At 42.5% G+C, this 20,196-nt stretch carries 15 protein-coding genes; 8 read left to right on the top strand and 7 right to left on the bottom strand.

Features of this window, described 5'->3' with window-relative positions; all coding sequences use genetic code 11:
* Positions 1-9: 9 nt before the first annotated feature.
* The 3 genes from D1136_RS06500 to D1136_RS06490 all read right to left on the bottom strand — a co-directional run bounded on the left by D1136_RS06500 (position 10) and on the right by D1136_RS06490 (position 5,698).
* Positions 10-3,099, bottom strand: a complete 3,090-nt coding sequence (locus D1136_RS06500) for a TonB-dependent receptor (RefSeq protein ID WP_161876817.1) — start codon at positions 3,097-3,099, stop codon at positions 10-12.
* Between the two features lie 43 nt (positions 3,100-3,142).
* Positions 3,143-4,588 carry a glycoside hydrolase gene (locus D1136_RS06495; RefSeq protein WP_161876816.1) on the bottom strand — a complete coding sequence of 482 codons (1,446 nt, stop codon included), beginning with the start codon at positions 4,586-4,588 and terminating at the stop codon, positions 3,143-3,145.
* A gap of 231 nt (positions 4,589-4,819) precedes the next feature.
* Positions 4,820-5,698 carry a hypothetical protein gene (locus tag D1136_RS06490; RefSeq protein ID WP_161876815.1) on the bottom strand — a complete coding sequence of 293 codons (879 nt, stop codon included), beginning with the start codon at positions 5,696-5,698 and terminating at the stop codon, positions 4,820-4,822.
* A 473-nt stretch (positions 5,699-6,171) separates the two neighbouring features.
* On the opposite strand from D1136_RS06490, the gene typA reads away from it, so the two are divergent.
* Positions 6,172-7,995 (top strand): translational GTPase TypA, encoded by a 1,824-nt coding sequence (typA, locus tag D1136_RS06485; RefSeq protein WP_161876814.1) that lies wholly within the window; start codon positions 6,172-6,174, stop codon positions 7,993-7,995.
* Between the two features lie 94 nt (positions 7,996-8,089).
* Here the strand turns inward: typA and D1136_RS06480 are convergent, their stop codons facing one another.
* Positions 8,090-8,605 carry a YtfJ family protein gene (locus D1136_RS06480; protein WP_161876813.1) on the bottom strand — a complete coding sequence of 172 codons (516 nt, stop codon included), beginning with the start codon at positions 8,603-8,605 and terminating at the stop codon, positions 8,090-8,092.
* A 351-nt stretch (positions 8,606-8,956) separates the two neighbouring features.
* Here D1136_RS06480 and D1136_RS06475 point away from each other — a divergent pair, with 351 nt between their 5' ends.
* Positions 8,957-9,964, top strand: coding sequence for an aspartate-semialdehyde dehydrogenase (locus D1136_RS06475; protein WP_161876812.1), 1,008 nt, complete (start codon positions 8,957-8,959; stop codon positions 9,962-9,964).
* 56 nt (positions 9,965-10,020) lie between these two features.
* Here D1136_RS06475 and D1136_RS06470 read toward each other — a convergent pair whose 3' ends face one another.
* Complete coding sequence (locus D1136_RS06470) at positions 10,021-10,680, bottom strand: 4'-phosphopantetheinyl transferase superfamily protein (protein ID WP_161876811.1); 660 nt, start codon at positions 10,678-10,680, stop codon at positions 10,021-10,023.
* A gap of 183 nt (positions 10,681-10,863) precedes the next feature.
* Between D1136_RS06470 and D1136_RS06465 the strand changes: the two genes are divergently transcribed.
* Positions 10,864-11,553 (top strand): energy transducer TonB, encoded by a 690-nt coding sequence (locus D1136_RS06465; protein ID WP_161876810.1) that lies wholly within the window; start codon positions 10,864-10,866, stop codon positions 11,551-11,553.
* 71 nt (positions 11,554-11,624) lie between these two features.
* Complete coding sequence (hflX, locus tag D1136_RS06460; protein ID WP_161876809.1) at positions 11,625-12,848, top strand: GTPase HflX; 1,224 nt, start codon at positions 11,625-11,627, stop codon at positions 12,846-12,848.
* A 45-nt stretch (positions 12,849-12,893) separates the two neighbouring features.
* Here hflX and tyrS read toward each other — a convergent pair whose 3' ends face one another.
* Together tyrS and D1136_RS06450 are read right to left on the bottom strand one after the other, a co-directional pair.
* Complete coding sequence (gene tyrS, locus D1136_RS06455) at positions 12,894-14,186, bottom strand: tyrosine--tRNA ligase (protein ID WP_161876808.1); 1,293 nt, start codon at positions 14,184-14,186, stop codon at positions 12,894-12,896.
* 60 nt (positions 14,187-14,246) lie between these two features.
* The gene (locus D1136_RS06450) at positions 14,247-14,726 is read right to left on the bottom strand and encodes a CvpA family protein (RefSeq protein WP_161876807.1); all 480 of its coding nucleotides are present in this window, start codon (positions 14,724-14,726) and stop codon (positions 14,247-14,249) included.
* Between the two features lie 169 nt (positions 14,727-14,895).
* Here D1136_RS06450 and aspS point away from each other — a divergent pair, with 169 nt between their 5' ends.
* Genes aspS through D1136_RS06430 form a run of 4 tightly spaced genes read left to right on the top strand, consistent with a single transcriptional unit; the run spans position 14,896 to position 20,196 of the window.
* Positions 14,896-16,641 (top strand): aspartate--tRNA ligase, encoded by a 1,746-nt coding sequence (gene aspS, locus D1136_RS06445; protein WP_161876806.1) that lies wholly within the window; start codon positions 14,896-14,898, stop codon positions 16,639-16,641.
* A gap of 31 nt (positions 16,642-16,672) precedes the next feature.
* Positions 16,673-17,794, top strand: coding sequence for a DNA polymerase III subunit delta (locus D1136_RS06440; RefSeq protein ID WP_161876805.1), 1,122 nt, complete (start codon positions 16,673-16,675; stop codon positions 17,792-17,794).
* Positions 17,795-17,836: 42 nt separating this feature from the next.
* Complete coding sequence (locus tag D1136_RS06435) at positions 17,837-19,378, top strand: regulatory iron-sulfur-containing complex subunit RicT (RefSeq protein WP_161876804.1); 1,542 nt, start codon at positions 17,837-17,839, stop codon at positions 19,376-19,378.
* The gene (locus D1136_RS06430) at positions 19,378-20,196 is read left to right on the top strand and encodes a rhomboid family intramembrane serine protease (protein ID WP_202623080.1); all 819 of its coding nucleotides are present in this window, start codon (positions 19,378-19,380) and stop codon (positions 20,194-20,196) included. The genes D1136_RS06435 and D1136_RS06430 overlap by 1 nt, the downstream gene beginning before the upstream one ends.

Here is a 20,196-nt window from a genome sequence, read left to right as displayed (position 1 = left end):
CACCTCCATTTAAAATCCCAATCTTATACCCAATTGAAAACTGCGGCTTTGCGGCATAGTCATATTATCATATCCGGCAGCCATCACCGACGAACCAAAAGCACTCACTTCCGGGTCAATACCAGAATAAGGCGACACTGTCCACAAATTGGTACCGGCCACAAACACACGAATCATATTGAACACCTTTGTCCGTTTCAGCAAATCCGCAGGCAACGAATAAGCCAACTCCAGGGACTTCAAGCGCAAATAGGAATTCTTCTCCAAGAAACGAGTGGTTGTCACAGACGTCGTATAATCATAATTCCCGATAACCGATGCATTCTTCAACTTAGGAATATCCGTCACCTGGCCGCTCATCTCCCAGGCATTCAACATCTCCCGGCTCAGATTATAAGCATCCGAAGTCGTATACGTCAACAAAGTAGCACGCGTAGCATTCATCATCTTGCTGCCCAAAGCAAACGTAAACATAAAATTCAACTCAAATCCTTTCCATATAAAATTGTTCGTCAATCCTCCGTAGAATGTCGGTAACCCCGAACCGCACACCTTCATATTATCCCGTGAAGTACTGTATTTGGAAGCCGGCGGCACTTCCGTCAGCGTTCCGTCTGCCAATACCCACTGCGGATTTCCGTTCAGCGGATTCACACCTCCCCACTCATGCAGGTAAAACTGAGCAATAGGTTCTCCGACAGCATAATACTTAAAAGTCGTATTGGCATAATCCAACTGATTACCGGAAAAATTCAGCTTCAATATTTTATTCGTATTCCGTGACATATTCAACGTCGTCATCCATTTAAAAACGGGACGGTCAAAATTCATCGAAGTCACACGCAACTCTATTCCCTGATTCTGCATATCCGCAATATTCTGGTCCTGCTTGGAATAACCGGTATATCCCGGCAAATCCGAACTGAACAGCATATCCGTCGTACGCTTATAATAGTAGTCCAATACAAATTCAATCCGTTTATCCAGTACCGCCATATCCAATCCGGCATCATACGTCACTGTTTTTTCCCACTTGAGGTTCGTATTACCCGGTTGCGACATCATCAGATAACTGTTTCCGCCATAATTTACCGAATTGACTGTATACACCGCCTGTGCACCGTAATAACCACTGTTGCTGTCTTTGCTTGACCAGCCCACAGAGCCCCGCAATTTCAAATTGGAAATCCACGGTGCCCCTTCTTTGATGAAATTCTCTTCGGACAACTGCCATCCCAAAGACACCGAAGGTGTTCCCAAATAACGGTTATCTTTATTGAAACGGGAAGAACCGTCCACACGATAAGTTATTCCCGCCATATAACGCCGCTTAAATTGATAATTCACGCGGGCAAAAGCCGAAAACAAGGCCCATTTCTGCTGTCCCCCACTTACCACGCGCCGTTCCGGGGCAGCACCTACCCCCACTAAATCAGGACTGAAAAAACCGTTACCCACAATGGAGTTACCGTATTCCGTGGAGGTCTCATAACTCTGGCCTAACACTCCCTGTACAAAATGAGAATCATTAAACCAGTGGAAATTAATCGTATTGTTCACCACAAAACGCCGGTTTTGTTTCACCGACTCCTGTGCCTGATTCTGAATCACCCCCGGCAGTGGCACTGCCGCTTTCTTGATACTGCTGCGAGACTCACTCATATCCGTCCCCACTTCCGTCTTCAACGTCAACCAGTCTGTCGGTTTTACCTCCAGATAGACATTGCCGATTACCCGGCTGTCGATAGCCTTTTCATTGTTCTCACGAGCTGTGGCCACCGGATTATAGGCTGCAGCATATCCCAGAGGATTAGTACCCTGTCCATAAAAATATCCCCCTGTTTCTTCATCATAGACAGGCAGGTTCGGTGCTTTACGCACCGCCAAAGAATATATATTGGAAGCGCTCAACGCTCCGTTATTTACCTGAGCAATAGAAACATTTGCACCCAGATTAGCATATTTACCCAATCGGGTATCCAAATTTAAACGCGCAGAATAACGCTTCAGACGATTAGCGATAATATACGATTCATTATCATTCATCGAAGCGCTCACGAAATAATTCGTCTTTTCCGTTCCTCCCGAAAGCGAAGCGGAAACACTATGACCGACTGCCGTGCGCGTCACCGCGTCGAGCCAGTCTGTATTATAAGGTGAAGTAAACGGCGTATTCGGATACAACCTGGAATAAATCCGATTATACTCTTCTCCGTTTAACAAATCCAACTTACCAATAGGCTTATCAAACGACAAGGAATAAGTCACGTCCACCTTTGTACGGTCGCGCGTTCCTTTTTTGGTAGTAATCAGAATTACTCCGGCAGAACCGCGTGATCCGTAAATCGCTGTAGCAAATGCATCCTTCAAAATTTCAATAGATTCGATATCATCCGGATTCAAAGCTGTCAAAGGATTCTTCTCAAACGTATTCGTCACTTCGTGGTTATACATGAGCGAACCACCCCCTATCTGCATGCCACCCATGCTTGTTGCCGCAATGGCACCACCGGAAGTACTCACTCCGTTAGCATCACGATCCGTACCGTAAATAGGTACCCCGTCAATCACATACAAGGGATTGTTATCCCCTAAAATAGAACTGGCACCACGAATTGTTAATAAATTCGCTGCCCCCAAAGCACCCGACGAAGCCGAAACGAACACCCCCGGTGCTTGTCCCGCCAGCATCTGGTCCACAGACATGAAAGACTTACGTTCCGGTAATTTTACGGAAGATACGGAACCGGTTATGTCCCGCCGTTCCTGGCGTCCATAACCGGTCACTACTATCTCTGCAAGATCTACCTTACCCTCTTTCATCATTACATTAATAATGCGTTGTTTCCCCACTGGTATACTTTGGGCTTCACACCCTATCATGGTAAACATCAACACATCACTTTCCTTTACCAACAATGTAAACTTTCCGTCAACATCCGTAGCCGTTCCTGTCACAGTGCCTTTAATGACTACAGAAACGCCCGGTATAGGCTCTTTATCTTCATTGGTGACCACACCTGTTACCTGCACCCTTTCCTGTGCCTGCAACACAACAGATAGCACCACCAATATACAACTAATTATTAATCCCTTCATGAATCCTATCGCCTAAGGTTTATCTTGCTATAATCACAAGGGGTCACTTTACTACTTTCTGCCAAACATCGTAAAACAACTCTGTAGGCTCTGCATAATTTCCGGTAAATGCTTTCGTACCTCCGAAAATCCAAAGCAAACTGCCGTCTCCATTCACCACAATCGGATTCACACGTCCCTCGAAATTGGGTAATTGTTCATCAGCTTCCAAAACGGTCCACGTCTTTCCATCCGTAGAACGCAGGATGTCCGTAGCCAGGGTTTGTGCTTCTTCACCGTCAAATCCGCAACCACCAATCATATACAACACACCGTCATGCTCTGCAACTTTAACACCCCAACGCGGATTAAACGCATTGGCAGCATCTGCAGTCACATCCTCCACTTCCGTTACCCAAGTCACTCCGCCGTCAGCTGACGATAAGATATCCTTTTTCACCTGGGAAGCACTGATAAAACTCTGTACTCCTCCCAACGTCCATAATTTCCCGTCGAAAGAAAACAACGCTCCTGCATACCGGAAAGGACGTGCCTCACCCTCCGGCAATACCTTTTCCCAGGTCTTTCCATCTGCTGACGTCCACAAATTCCCTTCACCCATGGATTGGAACATACCATAACCAAACATATTCCCTCCGTTCATATAAACCTTCCCGCCATGCACGCAAACATTCGCAAACATTCTTCCACTCGGAAGCGTTCCTGCCTCTTCTTCTCCAGTCACCAGATTCGTCCAGTTCGTTCCGTCCGTAGAAGACAAAGCCGCCCAAGCCGTAGAAATCGGTTCTACTCCGGCCCAACTCTCCTGAGAGTGAACATCCCCGTTTTCATCCGTTCCCCAACGGTAGCCACCCAAAGCCAACAACTTACCATTCAACACTACCAATTTAGTACCATATCCTCCGATTACCTTCGGGTTCGTACTTACTTTCATCCAGTTCTCACCGTCTTCTGAAGAATACAATTGATAAAAAGTCTTGGATTCCGGAGCTTTGTCCGCAATGTCAGCACCTATACAATAAAACTTACCTTTAAAATAAGCCATATCATACGAATGGAACTTCGGCAGTCCCGTAGCTGTCATATCGCTGGTTACCTTTGCACCCAACATAGTCTGTATCACAGCTTCTACCCGATAAGATTTTATGTCACCCCCATTCCGTGCCTGAATAGTCACCGGAGATGTCAAATCCAATACCGTCTCTTTCGTCAACGGAGCATTATTATAATACATCTCCGTACCCATCGATGCCTCGATTTCCAACGAAATCGCAGACAAATCCGTACCCATCTTCATACTGTCTGCCGAATTAATCAACCGGTCTCCTTCTACAACACAATTATATGAACGTCCGTCACCAGCAATCATCTTGGCTGTCACCACTCCAAACACTTTCGGGGCATCATCATCTTTACACGAATACAAAGCTATTGTTGAAAACAACAGCACCACCGCCAACGCTCTCAGCGTTAAAGTTATTCTTTTCATAATCTTCCACTTTTAATGAATAAATATTGATCGGCATAAAAGTAGAAAAATATATAGGTAAATTTTGTGATATAACAAAAAAAATCGTCTTTTTAACATTAATTTTTCACAAAACAGTATACCACAAATACGAAAAGGAAGAAACAATACAATAAGAGGCGGCTGTCCGGAATGACAGCCGCCTCTTTTAATTCCACTTAAAACAGGAATATAAAACCCGGAATCCCCGGATTAATTCTCAGCATAGACAATCTCATATACTGCTGTTTCACGATAACTTTTCCCTTCTCCAGCTTCCACTGAAACCATTGTAATCTTAGTCACATAATTATCTTTGTCAACCACATAAGAATAATTCACATCATAAGTCCATCCACCATCACGAGAGGACATAGAAGCCGGCAGATTCTGATAACGGGCTCCCAATACACACAAAACATGCAATTCCGAGGCATCCATATCATAACAAATAAATCCCAGGTCAATATTTGCATTATTAGCCACATTTCCATATTGGAAAAAACCTGTTGCTGTTTCCGCCTCTTCCTCTTCTTCTTTCCAAACATTCTTAACAGAAGACAAATTACCGTTTTTCACATTATAGGTCGTTTTACTTTCATAATCCACTGACCAATTTCCGTTCGACAGGTGTTTCTCCACATTCTCCACCTGATATAAATAATTACCGGAATAAGTGAAACTATAAGTATCTTCATAATTACCATCTTTTTCAGTATAGCTAACGGCTTTACCATCTTTCAGAGTAATGACAGACTCTTCATCATCCTCAGTAATGGTAATTTTATTATCACCATAAGAAAAAGTTTTTTCTTCCTGGTAACCTCCTCCAGGACCATACTGATTGATTATCTTTGAAACTCTTCCTTCCTGGTCGTAATTAAACAGATAAGTTTCAGAGACCTCACCTTCATCGTTCAGTACTGAAACCTTAGCAACTTTCTTAGCCAGAACAACAACACCGGAACCACCGTTACCAGCCCCCTGTCCATTTCCGCCGGAACCATCATTCCCACCATCATCATCAGAACAACCAGTAAAAGTAGTTGCAGCACAGAAAACTGCCGCCATAAATAAATAAAACTTTCTCATCTTTCTTTGTATTTTAAATTACACAACAAAATTGTTTTCCGGAACCATATTTATTTTAATATATGCAAATATATATAAATATCCAATTCCATAAAAAACGGTCACATTTAAAACAACTTTTTTATATATATGAATCCATGATTCGTCCTTCCGCTACACAACATTGAAAAGTTATACTGACTCAAGGGGAATGGATGTGAACTGACAGACCATCGGAACTGTTTCCTTTAATATAAATACGACCGCGCCCTACACTTAATCTTAAAAAAACAATCCGGCAACAAACGATACGCCGTAATCCCTTCTTTTTCTCAGAAATTTTTCCCTTTTTTAGGCCATACCGATTCATTCTCCATATTTTATTGTAATTTTGTCCCCCTAAAAAGTCGTCTGAAAACCTGCATGCCAAGGTATAATCTGAATGGAACATCCGGGGAACAGACGGATTAGCACTTATTTTTATAAATACACAAATGCGGAAATTAAGAAACATTGCCATTATTGCTCATGTTGACCACGGCAAAACAACCCTCGTGGACAAAATGATATTGCAGGGCAAACTATTCAGGGAGAATGAAAAAACCAGTGGAGATTTAATATTGGATAACAACGACCAGGAACGTGAGCGCGGAATTACTATCTTGGCGAAGAATGTATCCGTTCACTATAAAGATTACAAAATAAATATCATTGATACCCCGGGACACTCCGATTTCGGAGGAGAAGTAGAACGGGTCCTGAATATGGCTGACGGCGTTATCTTACTGGTAGATGCTTTTGAAGGAACAATGCCACAAACCCGATTTGTGTTACAAAAAGCGCTGAACTTAGGCAAAAAAGCCATTGTTGTTGTTAATAAAGTAGACAAACCCAACTGCCGTCCGGACGAAGTCCAGGAAGAGGTATTCGATTTAATGTTTGCCCTGGGAGCCAGCGAAGAACAATTGGACTTTGTCACTCTTTATGGCAGTGCAAAACAAAACTGGATGTCCACCGACTGGCGCAACCGCACGGAAGACATTACCCCATTATTGGATGCCATTATTGAAAATATACCGGAGCCGGAAGTTGCCGAAGGCACTCCCCAAATGATGGTTACCTCCCTGGAATATTCTTCCTACATCGGACGTATTGCTATCGGGAAACTTACACGGGGCAAATTAAAAGCAGGCATGAATGTCACGTTGTGCAAGCGCGACGGGATAACACGGATAAAAAGCAAAATCAAAGAACTGATGTTATTTGAAGGTCTGGAAAAACAAAAAGTCGACGAAGTAGAAGCCGGAGAAATTTGTGCCCTTGTAGGCATCGAAGGATTTGAAATCGGTGATACCGTTGCCGACTACGAAAATCCGGAGGCTCTAACTCCCATAGCCATTGACGAACCGACCATGAGTATGCTGTTCACCATCAATAATTCCCCATTCTTCGGCAAAGACGGTAAATACGTGACTTCCCGTCACATCAAAGAGCGTCTTGATAAAGAACTGGAGAAAAATCTGGCTTTGCGTGTTGAACCAGGTTTAAGTGCGGATTCCTTTATTGTATTCGGCCGGGGTGTACTCCATCTGAGCGTACTCATCGAAACCATGAGACGCGAAGGCTATGAACTTCAGGTGGGACAACCTAAAGTAATCATCAAAGAAATCAACGGACAAAAATGTGAACCGATAGAAGAACTGACCATTGACATTCCCGAAGAATTTTCAGGAAAAGCCATAGAAATGGTAACCAAACGAAAAGGAGTGCTGAATAACATGGAAACCCGGGGAGAACGGGTACACCTTGATTTTGATATACCCTCCCGCGGTATTATCGGTTTACGCAGTAATCTTCTGACAGCCTCTGCGGGAGAAGCCATCATCGCTCACCGTCTGAAAGGTTTCGAACCATATAAAGGAGAAATAGAAATGCGTATCAACGGTTCCCTGATAGCCATGGAAACGGGAGATACGTTTGCTTATGCTATCAATAAACTTCAGGATAGAGGAAAATTCTTTATCGAACCGGGTGAAACCGTCTATGCCGGCCAGGTAATCGGAGAAAGTACGCGTCCCGATGACATTGTCATTAATGTCTGTAAATCCAAAAAACTGACCAACATGCGGGCCAGTGGCTCAGATGATAAGGTGAACATTGCCCCACCGGTAAAATTCAGTTTAGAAGAAGCATTGGAATACATCCAAGAGGACGAATATGTGGAAGTAACCCCCCATTCCATGAGACTTCGCAAAATTATCCTGGACGAAACTGAACGAAAACGCCAAAGCAAAAGAATAGCTGCCAGCGAAGAATAAGCGGGTGAATCTTCAAACATAGAATGTGGAAAATGAGGGAAGGTCTTTCCCATATTTTCCACATTTTTTTTGTAAATTCATTCTTGAAAGATACCTACTCCTTATACTTTTGAATGAGGTCCAACACCTGGTTTTGTTCCTGTTGTGTCAGTTGGCCGGCCTTATAAAACTCAATCACTTGGTCCCGGTTGACAAAAATAATGGCAAAATTACGATTAGCTCCAGGCAAGTGCCACGTCTCTGCCAACACACCCTTCGGGTCGAAATAAACTTGGGCATTGGTCCCCCGGATTTCTTTTAGGGCCATTTTCCGTATCAAATCATCAGAAAGCATAGGTGCGGCAGCCATATTGACAACGCCATAAGAATCTATACCCGGACTATTGATGGGATGTTTTTTCAAATAGGTCCGGAAACTTTTATTCTGACGAGGATGGGAAGGATCGGCATAAAAAATCAAGAGATTCTTCTCGCCCAGCATCGGTAAACTCACCACCTGTTTTTTAGTATTCACAACCTCTACAGGAACAACTCTTTCACCGACCTGTCCAAAACCTTCAACTGTAATCAGTACAGAAACAAAAATCAAAGAAAACAACAATTGTTTCATAATCAATCATTTAAAGTTATTTAAACAAGTATCAATATTATCCAATTGTCAGATTATACGAAATGAGAGAAGTCAGGATGGAAAATTTATGCTAAACATTTGAAAATAATAGGCAAGGCAATTATATACATTCCCCTTGCATCAGTATACCCTTGAATCCATTGCAAAAAAAACATCCCCGACATTAATTGTTAAAATTTAAACAATGTATATAATTTTAAAAATCTGATTTACAATTTTTTCCCATAATTATTTCCTTGTAAGCCTGCTCAAACTTTATAAAGTGACATTTTCCGGTCTAAGATTTTTTTTAATTTTGCATTCAATTAAATCGTTAAATACAATTGAAAAATGAAAGTAGCTATTGTCGGAGCAAGCGGAGCTGTAGGCCAGGAACTCTTACAGGTATTGGAAGAAAGAAATTTTCCTATTGATGAACTATTACTATTCGGTTCCAGTCGTAGTGCCGGCCGAAAATATACTTTCCGGGGAAAAGAAATCACTGTAAAACTTCTTCAACACAATGACGACTTTAAAGACGTAGACATTGCTTTCACGTCTGCCGGAGCAGGAACATCGAAAGAATTTGCCGAAACCATCACCAAATACGGGACTGTAATGATCGACAATTCCAGTGCTTTTCGGATGGATGATGAAGTTCCTTTGGTTGTACCTGAGGTAAATCCCCAAGATGCCCTGAAACGTCCCCGGGGAATCATTGCCAATCCCAATTGTACCACCATTCTCCTGGTAGTGGCCTTGAAAGCCATTGAACAATTGAGCCACATCAAAAGAGCCCGTGTGTCGACCTATCAGGCAGCCAGCGGTGCCGGAGCTGCCGCTATGGATGAATTATATCACCAATACCAACAGGTCCTTGCCGGTGAAAAACCTACTGTAGAAAAATTTGCTTATCAATTAGCTTTCAATTTGATTCCTCAGATAGACGTATTCACAGAGAACGGCTACACTAAAGAAGAAATGAAGATGTACAACGAAACCCGGAAAATCATGCATTCCGACATCCGGGTAAGTTCCACCTGTGTCAGAGTTCCCGCTTTAAGGGCTCATTCTGAAAGCGTATGGCTCGAAACCGAACGTCCCTTATCCATAGAGGAGGTCCGGGAGGCATTTTCTAAAGCAGAAGGAGTGGTATTACAGGACAATCCGGCTGAAAAAGACTACCCCATGCCCCTTTTCTTATCCGGTAAAGACCCGGTATATGTCGGTCGCATCCGCAAAGACCTGGCAGACGAAAATGGCTTAACTTTCTGGATCGTAGGAGACCAAATCAAAAAAGGAGCAGCTCTGAATGCCATCCAGATAGCGGAATATTTATACCAAAATAAAGGTTTATAACCTCCTTTCCGGGATTTCTTTAGTGACTGTTGTCCGATAAAGAAATCCCGAAAATTTTAAAAAGAAAAAGGCAGAATTTCAGGCAAGTCGGCTGTTTCTGCACATATAAAACAACAATACCCGGAAGCTATCCGGCATTCTTTCAGGTATACGGGTATTTTCTTTCCTTCCTGTCTGATCATCGTTTCCCCATCCACTGTCTCCATACAAAAACCAGCCAAAGAACCCGACAATCCTTTTCCCTTGTATTTCAGGAAACTTTCTTTTACAGCCCAGTAACGATAAAATAAATCTATTTGCTCTGTTCCTTTGACCGTTTCCAATGCTTCCGTCTCCGACGGATGAAAAAAACGCCTGGCTATTTCAAGTTTCATGCCACCGATTTTTTGAATATCCACACCAACTTCCCGGTCTGAAAGGGCACACACAACATAATCCCCAGAATGAGACAAATTAAAAAAAAGCGGTTCCGGAGCATCAACCAGATAAGGCTTTCCATGTTCTCCCCGAACGACAGACCAGCTCTCGGCCGGCCGGCCTCCCCATCTTTGCAGCAACAACCTTAACATACCTTCGCCAACCATTTTCTCCCGTTTAACGGAGGCATTTTGACAGGCAGCAATCAACTCACGATTCCGGGGACTGATGTATCTGAAAAAATCATCATCATTCCAATCGGCCGTATCCGAAATCCGCGTATAATATATTTTCAGCATAATCTCTGAGTGAAGAAACAAATATACGGAGAATTTGTTAAATATTTTAAGAGACCCGAAACACCGGATAGCAAAATTTAACTTTTCATTCAAAAAAAACGTTTGAAATATTGGTACTTAATCTGATTTTCTTTATTTTTACCCCGAAATAGAAGAGAATATTAAATACATTAAATTCATATCATGGAAATAAAGAAGTCACCGAAAGCGGATCTGGAAGGGAAGAAAGGCCTTTTCTTTGAGATCGGACTTGCTCTGGCTTTAGCGGTTCTGTTATTTGCTTTTGAATGGAAAACTTCCAGTGAAGAAGTAAGCCAATTCCAGACTGTCGCTGAAGAACAGATAGAGGAGGAAATTATTCCTATTACCCAACATATGTTGAAACCTCCTCCACCCCCTCCTCCAGCGCCGAAATTGACAGACCTTATTGATATTGTAGAAGATGATACCAATATTGATGAAGACCTCGAGATTCTGGATGCAGAAGATGAATCGGAAAATAAACCTGTCGAAAATCCCAGTGACTTCGGAGAATATGACGGAGAAGAAACGGGAGAAGAAAGTCTTTTCGTTGTTGTAGAAGATATGCCTTCATTTCCGGGTGGAGATCCTGTAAGATGGATTAACAAAAATGTAAAATATCCGGTCATTGCTCAGGAAAACGGAATTCAGGGAAAAGTTTTTGTTCAGTTTGTCATTGAAAAAGACGGTTCCATTACTAACGTAAAAGTATTGAGGGGAGTGGATGCCTCATTGGATAAGGAAGCCGTGCGGGTGGTACAATCCATGCCCAAATGGAAACCTGGAAAACAAAGAGGAAAACCTGTAAGAGTTTCTTACAACGTACCTATCAATTTCCGGTTATCCAACTAAAAGGAATTTACCAAAATAGTAAGGGCTGCCATTCAATATGTCAGCCCTTTTTTTACTTTAATTTAATATATATGTATTCAACCGGCAAAGAAGCAGAGAAAGCAATATTAGTGGGAGTAGCCCTACAATCGAAAGGAGTAGGCTATGACCGGATGAGTGAATATTTGGAAGAATTGTCTTTTCTGGCGGAAACGGCAGGAGCTCAAACTGTCAGGATTTTCACACAGAATTTGGACAAGCCCGTCCATGCTACTTTTATAGGAAAAGGGAAATTAGAAGAAATTAAAGCTTACACCCAGGACAATGAAGTGGATATGCTCATTTTCGACGATGAGCTTAGTCCCACCCAGTTAAGAAACATCGAAGCGATGTTTCCCGGAATTAAAATATTAGACCGAACCAATCTCATACTGGATATTTTTGCCAGCAGAGCCCGTACTGCTCATGCCAAAACCCAGGTGGAGTTAGCCCAATACCAATATCTTTTACCCCGGCTGGCCGGCATGTGGACCCACTTAGAACGGCAAAAAGGAGGTATCGGACTAAGAGGTCCGGGAGAGACAGAGATCGAGACCGACCGAAGAATTATCCGCGATAAAATCACCCGGTTAAAGGAAGAGTTAAGTAAAATAGACAAGCAAAAAGTCATTCAACGCAAAAACCGGGGGAAATTAGTGCGGGTTGCCCTGGTAGGTTACACAAATGTGGGGAAATCCACTTTGATGAACCTACTGAGCAAATCCGATGTCTTTGCAGAAAACAAACTTTTTGCTACTTTGGACACCACCGTCAGGAAAATAGCTATCCGGAACGTACCTTTTCTTTTAGCCGACACTGTCGGCTTTATCCGGAAGTTACCCCATCACCTGATTGAATCTTTTAAATCTACCTTAGATGAAGTAAGAGAAGCAGATGTCATTCTCCATGTAATCGACATCTCCCATCCTCAATTCGAAGATCAGATGAAAGTAGTCAATGAAACTTTATCCGAACTGCTTAAAGAACCCAAACCGACTATTCTTGTCTTCAACAAGATAGATGCATTCCAATACATCAAAAAAGAAGATGATGATTTAACTCCCGTCAAACGAGAGAATTACAGCCTGGAAGATCTCAAACAAATGTGGATGTCAAAACAGGGAAATGAAACTGTATACATCTCTGCCGCCGAGAAAAAAAATATAGAAGAATTGAAAGAAAAGTTGTACAACCTTGTTAAAGAAATTCATTCTGCCCGTTTTCCTTACAATGATTTTCTTTATCAGGACTATGGGGAGAATGAAACCGAAGAATAAAATAAGGCTGCTTTAACAAGCAGCCTTATTTATAACACCCGTTTTTTATTTTACAATAATGAGGAAATAATTCTTTTTTCCGCTTTGGGCAAGGATATATTTCCCGTCAATCAAATGTGCCTTGTTGACTATAAACTCTTCCCCGCTTACTTTTTCCTTATTCAAGCTGATTGCATTTGATTTCAGGGCCCTCCGAGCCTCTCCTTTGGAAGACATGATCGCTGTTTTATCCGCCAGGAAATCCACAACCGAAATACCAGCCTTCAAATCAGCAGCAGCAATCTCAAACTGAGGGACACCTTCAAAAACAGACAGGAAAGTCTTCTCGTCAATCCGACGCAAAGTATCCGAAGTCGCATTGCCAAATAAAATCTGAGAAGCTTCCAAAGCAGCCTGATAAGCTTCCTCACCATGTATCAGGCAAGTAATCTCCTTTGCTAAAGTTTTCTGCAATTTACGCAAATGAGGAGCTTCCTGATGCTCCAAAATCAAAGCATCTATCTCTGCCGGCGGCAATATGGTAAAAATTTTTATATAGCGAACCGCATCCTCATCCGTCGTATTCAACCAGAACTGATAAAATCTATAAGGAGAAGTACGTTCGGGATCCAGCCAGATATTCCCGGATTCCGTTTTGCCGAATTTTTTCCCATCGCTTTTGGTCATCAACGGCCACGTCAGACCATAGGCATCCAACCCCTCCTTACGGCGTATCAGCTCGCTTCCGGTAGTAATATTTCCCCATTGATCCGAACCGCCCATCTGCAACATACAATTGTAATGCTTCCGGAGATACAGAAAATCATATCCCTGCACCAACTGATAAGTAAACTCCGTAAAAGACATCCCGTCAGAACACTCTCCACTCAAACGTCGTTTCACAGAATCCTTGGCCATCATATAATTTACAGTAATATGTTTCCCGATTTCCCGAATAAAATCCAGAAATGAAAACTCTTTCATCCAATCGTAATTATTCAGCATAATGGCAGCATTCGAAGCCGTTGAATTGAAATCTATGAAACGGGACAACTGAGCCTTGATACCGGCCATATTCTTTTGAATAGTCTCTTCGTTTAATAAATTTCTCTCCTGGGATTTTCCACTGGGATCTCCGATCATTCCGGTCGCTCCGCCAATAATAAAAATAGGTTTATGGCCGGCCATCTGAAAATGCTTCATCATCATCACCGACACCAAATGACCCACATGCAAAGAATCGGCCGTCGGGTCAATACCTACATAAGCAGTTGTCTGGCCCTTTGCCAATAACTCCTCAGTCCCTGGCATAACATCGTGAATCATGCCTCTCCATTTCAATTCGTCAACAAAATTCATTGATTACAATACTTTTTATTTTACTTTCATTTTTGCTTTTTCTCCCCTGAAAATCTCCTGTCAAAACCGGATAGCATTATACATTTCCTGTGCAAAATTAAGAAAAGGATAGAATAACAAACTTTTCTGCCTGGTTTCTTCGCTGATAAATTGAAATTTTTCATTTAACGCATCTGTCACTAACAGCAATACACACACTATCAGAAAATATTTTGCAACACCTAATGCCGTACCTAACAATTTATTCACCAATCCTAATGATATAATATCTACCAATTTGGTAAGCAACTTACCAACAATATAGACAAGGATAACCACTAAAATAAAGGTGACAGCCAAAGCCACATAAGAGATATACCGGGAAGAGAAATTCAGGAAATCCCTCAGAAAATTTTCTGTATAAGAAGAATAACGGACAGCCATATATACTCCCAGGACCAGCCCCGCCAGAGTAGCCACTTCAACAATGAGTCCCCGGGAAAATCCCCGATAAGCTCCATAAAGCAAAAATAATAATATGATAATATCAATATAACTCACCGGTTCTGTTTTTAGACGTCAAAGATAAAGGGAATTAAGGAAAATAAATAGATAAGCAGAAAGATTATTTGATAAATTCTTAGTATTTTCGCCAATTGGTAAAAACGATTTTGTTTTAACCCGATACTGAATACAGAATTTTATAAAAAACTTTATAAACCGGATTAGAATGTACAGAACACACACATGTGGAGAATTGCGGCTGGAAAATGTCAATGCCGATGTTTGCCTGAGTGGATGGGTGCAAAAAATCAGAAACCTGGGAGCAATGACTTTTATTGACCTCCGGGACAGATACGGAATCACGCAATTAGTTGTCGAAGAAACCGCCTCAGAAGAACTGAAAAGACAAATCAACGGATTAGGCCGCGAATTTGTTATTCAGGTGAAAGGGAAAGTCGTGGAACGCGCCAACAAAAACCACAAAATCCCAACCGGAGACATAGAAATTCTTTTAAACGAAATCAATGTCCTCAGCCATTCGGAAATTCCTCCTTTCACAATCGAAGACAATACAGACGGAGGAGATGAAATCCGAATGAAATACCGCTATCTGGATTTGCGCCGTCAAATGGTTCGGAAAAACCTGGAACTAAGGCATCGTATGGCTCATCTTGTACGCAACTATCTGGACACGCAACATTTCATGGAGGTAGAAACTCCCGTTCTCATTAAAAGCACACCCGAAGGAGCCCGGGATTTTGTTGTTCCCTCCCGAATGAATCAAGGACAATTTTACGCATTGCCGCAAAGCCCCCAAACTTTCAAACAACTTCTGATGGTAGCAGGATTTGACCGCTACTACCAGATAGTGAAATGTTTCCGGGATGAAGACTTACGGGCAGACCGCCAACCCGAGTTTACACAGATTGACTGCGAAATGTCATTCGTGGAACAACAAGATGTGCTCCGGATTTTTGAAGGTATGGTCCGCCATCTGTTTAAAGAAATAAAGGGCATTGATATTCCGGAATTGCAACGTATGACCTGGCACGATGCAATGGAGTATTATGGTTGTGACAAACCGGACCTTCGTTTTGACATGAAATTTGTCAATCTGACCGTTCCGGCCCAGACTAAGGATTTCACAGTTTTCAATTCTGCGGAATATGTAGGAGCTATTTGTGCCCCAGGATGTGCAAGCTACACCCGCAAACAACTGGACGAACTGACAGAGTTTGTAAAACGCCCCCAAATCGGTGCCAAAGGCTTGGTATACGTAAAATACAATGAAGACGGCACTCTGAAATCGTCTGTAGACAAATTTTACAACGAGGAAGATTTGAAGAACTGGGCTGAAACCTGTCAGGCCAAACCGGGAGACTTGCTCCTGATTCTTTGCGGCCCTAAAAATAAAACTCTGTCCCAATTGTGTGAACTCCGTCTGGAAATGGGAAACCGTCTGGGATTAAGGGACAAAGACGTGTTTAAACCCCTCTGGGTGGTAGATTTTCCATTACTGGAATGGGATGAAGAAACTCAGCGTTTTTATGCCATGCACCATCCGTTCACTTCTCCAAAACCGGAAGATATTGATATGATGGAAAGTAATCCGGGAGCTGTACGTGCCAATGCATACGATATGGTAATCAATGGCGTTGAAGTAGGAGGAGGCTCTATCCGTATTCACGACAACCAACTGCAACAGCGTATGTTCAAGTGCCTGGGCTTCACCCCTGAACAAGCAGAAAAGCAATTCGGCTTCCTGCTGAACGCATTTAAATACGGAGCTCCTCCCCACGGCGGGATCGCTTTCGGTTTTGACCGTCTGGTATCAATGTTTGCAGGCTTGGACAGCATCCGAGACACCATTGCTTTCCCGAAAAATAATTCCGGCCGTGATGTCATGATTGACTCTCCGTCTGAGATTTCCGCCGAACAATTTAAAGAACTGGGAATCAAACTAAATCCATAATCTACTGATTAACGGTTAAAAATAAAAAAAGGTGTTTAAGGATGTAATCGGACACGAAGAGATAAAGCAAAGGCTGATCACCTCCCTGCAAAACGGGAGAATCAGTCATGCCCAACTCTTTGCCGGCAATACGGGTTACGGTTCTATGGCATTAGCTTTAGCTTTTGCACAATATGTATTCTGTACAGGCCATAAAAAAGAAGATGCCTGTGGAGAATGCCCGTCTTGCCGGAAAATGAAAAAATACATCCATCCTGATTTGCATTTTGTTTTTCCGGTTGTAAGAAAAACAAAAAGTCCCGTCAGTGACGAATACCTTACCGAATGGCGTCAACTTTTAACTCAGGGTAGCTATTTTAATCTGGAAGACTGGTACTCGGAAATGGGGATAGAAGATAATGCGCAAGCAGCCATTTACACTGAAGAAAGTGTAAACATCCTGCGAAAACTGAATCTTAAATCCTTTGAGTCGGATTACAAAATCATGGTCATCTGGTTGCCGGAAAAAATGAATCCTGAATGTTCCAATAAATTACTGAAGATTGTTGAAGAACCATTCGATAAAACTTTGTTTCTGATGGTCTCGGAACATCCGGAACAAATCATCAATACCATTCAATCCCGTACCCAAAGAATCAACATCCCCCCTCTGCAAGAAAAGGAAATTGCAGAACAACTCATCCGGGAAAAAGGGCTCACCGACGCCAAAGCCCAGGAATATGCCCACATCGCATCAGGCAACTGGCACCGGGCCCTGCGCCTATTGAATGAAAGCGAAGAGCAAATTTACAATCAGGAAAAATTTGTCAGTCTGATGCGACTTTGCTGGGAACGCAAAATGCTTCCTGTCAATGAATGGGTAAACGAAATATGCGGATTAGGCAGAGAAAGACAGAAAAACTTCCTCCAACACGCAATCCGGATGATCCGGGAAAATTTTGTCCGGAATTTCGGGTTACCGCAACTAAATTATATGACGGAAAGAGAAAACAACTTTTCCATCCGCTTTTCCCCTTATGTAAATGAAGGAAATGTGCTACCTTTAACCAATGAATTTGAACAAGCACATAACGACATTACCCGAAACGGGAATGCTAAAATTATTTTTACAAACCTGTGTATTAAGGTCATGCAAAACATCAGGCCTCAGTGACAGCATCCCGGAGAATAAATTAAAAAGAAAAAACCTAAAATAATGGATCACATAAATACCGATATAGAATTTGACGACCAACTGATTCCGGAGGAATCCAAGGGCCAGGAAAAGACGGCTTCATCCCAGGATGCTTTTATTCCGAAAGAAGGAAACGCCTTTGCAGAAGAAGAAACCACGACAGAAGAAACCACTGCTTCTATAGAAAACATAGAAGCAGGAGAATTTTCTGTTTCCAAGGAAGAAGAGAAAGAAGAAGTGCAACAGCTTCATACCAAACATCCCCAACCGGAGGTTCCGGTGATCGACCATCGTCTGTTAGCTGGAAAACTGAGCGTATATGATTGGCTGAACGACCTTCCCTCCACGGACTGTGCACCGGAAATCGTCGAGGTTCGTTTTAAGAATACCCGGAAAGGGTTTTACAGCAATCCTTCCCATCTTCCTTTGAAAGAAGGAGATATTGTGGCAGTAGAAGCTGCCCTGGGACATGATATAGGGGTAATCTCCCTGTCCGGCGAGTTGGTAAAAGAGCAAATCCGGGCAAAACGCATTGATTTGGAGCGTAATCCCCTGAAAAAGGTTTACCGGAAAGCCAAGCCGCACGACATAGAGAAATGGCAACAAGCCATAGCCTTAGAACATGACACCATGATCCGTTCACGCAAGATTGCTGCGGATTTAAAACTGAATATGAAAATCGGGGATGTCGAATATCAGGGAGACAAAACCAAAGCCATCTTCTACTATATTGCCGATGACCGGGTGGATTTCCGTACTTTGATTAAGGTACTGGCAGAAACTTTCCGGATCCGCATTGAAATGAAGCAAATCGGAACCCGCCAGGAAGCAGGACGGATAGGAGGCATTGGCCCTTGTGGACGAAAGCTGTGCTGTTCTACCTTCATCACTAATTTCGTTTCGGTATCTACCTCTGCAGCCCGTTACCAGGACATTTCTTTGAATCCCCAGAAACTGGCCGGGCAATGCGGGAAATTAAAATGTTGCCTCAACTACGAAGTAGATGCATACATTGATGCACAGAAAGATTTTCCTCCAACCAACATCGCCCTCAATACCGGAGACGGACTTTTATATCATCAAAAAACCGATATTTTCGGACGGATCATGTCTTTTACTCCGGATAAAGAAGGCAAAGGCATATTCATCCAGATTCCGGTAGACCGGGTAAAAGAAATTATTGCCCTCAACCGGAAAGGCATTATTCCTCCAAAAGCAGTGGAAGACTCCGGAGAGGTGACAGCAGATATTAAATACACCGACGGTGTAGGCGAAGAAAGCCTCAGTCGTTTTGATGAAAAAAAACAAAAAAAACGGCATTCCAGACACCGGAATAACAATAACCGGGAAAATGGAAACAATAATGGAGGCCGCAACGAAAAAACAGAAAGAAACGAAGGGAATAACAATCGTAATGAGAACAAAGGTGGAGACCATAACCGTCCCCAAAACCAGCATCATCCACGAAACAATTCCCGTTCTGAACAACGAAAGGACCAAAGGCCATTTTCCAGACCAAGGCCTAAACCGGACCAGAACACACAACCTCAAAATGACCAATAATGCAAAATTATCGTCCATTTTCCGGCATTACTCCTGCTGTTAAAACATTAATCATATTGAATGTAGCCATGTACTTTCTGGCTACATTCATAGAGCAACATTATAAAATAAATGTATCTCATCTCCTGGGACTGCATTTGCCTCAATCCCATTATTGGGGCCCCTGGCAATATGTCACCCACATGTTTATGCACGGCAGTATCAGCCACCTTTTTTTCAATATGTTCGCACTCTTTATGTTCGGCTGCATATTGGAATCTATCTGGGGTTCCAAGCGTTTCCTGATATTCTATTTCGTCTGCGGCATCGGAGCAGGAGCCCTGAACAGTGCCATCGGCTGGTTTGAAATTCAGCACCTGATAAAACAATACGAACAATTTCAGTTATCTCCCAATCCCAATATACTGGCTGAAGTCGTCAAGCACCAGCTATCCCATCCGGCAGGATGGATCTGGGAGACCATTGACAATTGGATTAACAATCCTCAATCTCCCGAATACGGAACTATCGGAAAACAAATATTCCAGACCATCATAGACCTCAAGGTCAATGTACCGATGATCGGGGCTTCTGGTGCTATCTTCGGAATACTTCTGGCCTTCGGGATGCTATTCCCCAATACCGAACTTTACCTGATGTTCATTCCCATCCCTATCAAAGCCAAATATTTCGTATTAGGATATGGTTTTCTGGAATTATATCTGGGATTCCAGAACAATGCCGGCGACAACGTCGCTCATTTTGCTCATTTAGGAGGTATGTTATTCGGCTTCTTTTTGATAAAATACTGGAACAGAAACAGAAAGAAATTTTATTAA

This window comes from Odoribacter sp. Z80 (assembly GCF_009935865.1).
Taxonomy (GTDB): Bacteria; Bacteroidota; Bacteroidia; order Bacteroidales; family Marinifilaceae; genus Odoribacter.
Note: the sequence above shows the minus strand (reverse complement) of the source record. Positions and strands in the feature narration are given on the sequence as shown.

Bases quoted from the DNA above. Each gene is read 5' to 3' on its own strand.
- D1136_RS06500 (WP_161876817.1), bottom strand. From the start codon at position 3,099: ATGAAGGGATTAATAATTAGTTGTATATTGGTGGTGCTATCTGTTGTG.
- D1136_RS06495 (WP_161876816.1), bottom strand. From the start codon at position 4,588: ATGAAAAGAATAACTTTAACGCTGAGAGCGTTGGCGGTGGTGCTGTTG.
- D1136_RS06490 (WP_161876815.1), bottom strand. From the start codon at position 5,698: ATGAGAAAGTTTTATTTATTTATGGCGGCAGTTTTCTGTGCTGCAACT.
- typA (WP_161876814.1), top strand. From the start codon at position 6,172: ATGCGGAAATTAAGAAACATTGCCATTATTGCTCATGTTGACCACGGC.
- D1136_RS06480 (WP_161876813.1), bottom strand. From the start codon at position 8,605: ATGAAACAATTGTTGTTTTCTTTGATTTTTGTTTCTGTACTGATTACA.
- D1136_RS06475 (WP_161876812.1), top strand. From the start codon at position 8,957: ATGAAAGTAGCTATTGTCGGAGCAAGCGGAGCTGTAGGCCAGGAACTC.
- D1136_RS06470 (WP_161876811.1), bottom strand. From the start codon at position 10,680: ATGCTGAAAATATATTATACGCGGATTTCGGATACGGCCGATTGGAAT.
- D1136_RS06465 (WP_161876810.1), top strand. From the start codon at position 10,864: ATGGAAATAAAGAAGTCACCGAAAGCGGATCTGGAAGGGAAGAAAGGC.
- hflX (WP_161876809.1), top strand. From the start codon at position 11,625: ATGTATTCAACCGGCAAAGAAGCAGAGAAAGCAATATTAGTGGGAGTA.
- tyrS (WP_161876808.1), bottom strand. From the start codon at position 14,186: ATGAATTTTGTTGACGAATTGAAATGGAGAGGCATGATTCACGATGTT.
- aspS (WP_161876806.1), top strand. From the start codon at position 14,896: ATGTACAGAACACACACATGTGGAGAATTGCGGCTGGAAAATGTCAAT.
- D1136_RS06435 (WP_161876804.1), top strand. From the start codon at position 17,837: ATGGATCACATAAATACCGATATAGAATTTGACGACCAACTGATTCCG.
- D1136_RS06430 (WP_202623080.1), top strand. From the start codon at position 19,378: ATGCAAAATTATCGTCCATTTTCCGGCATTACTCCTGCTGTTAAAACA.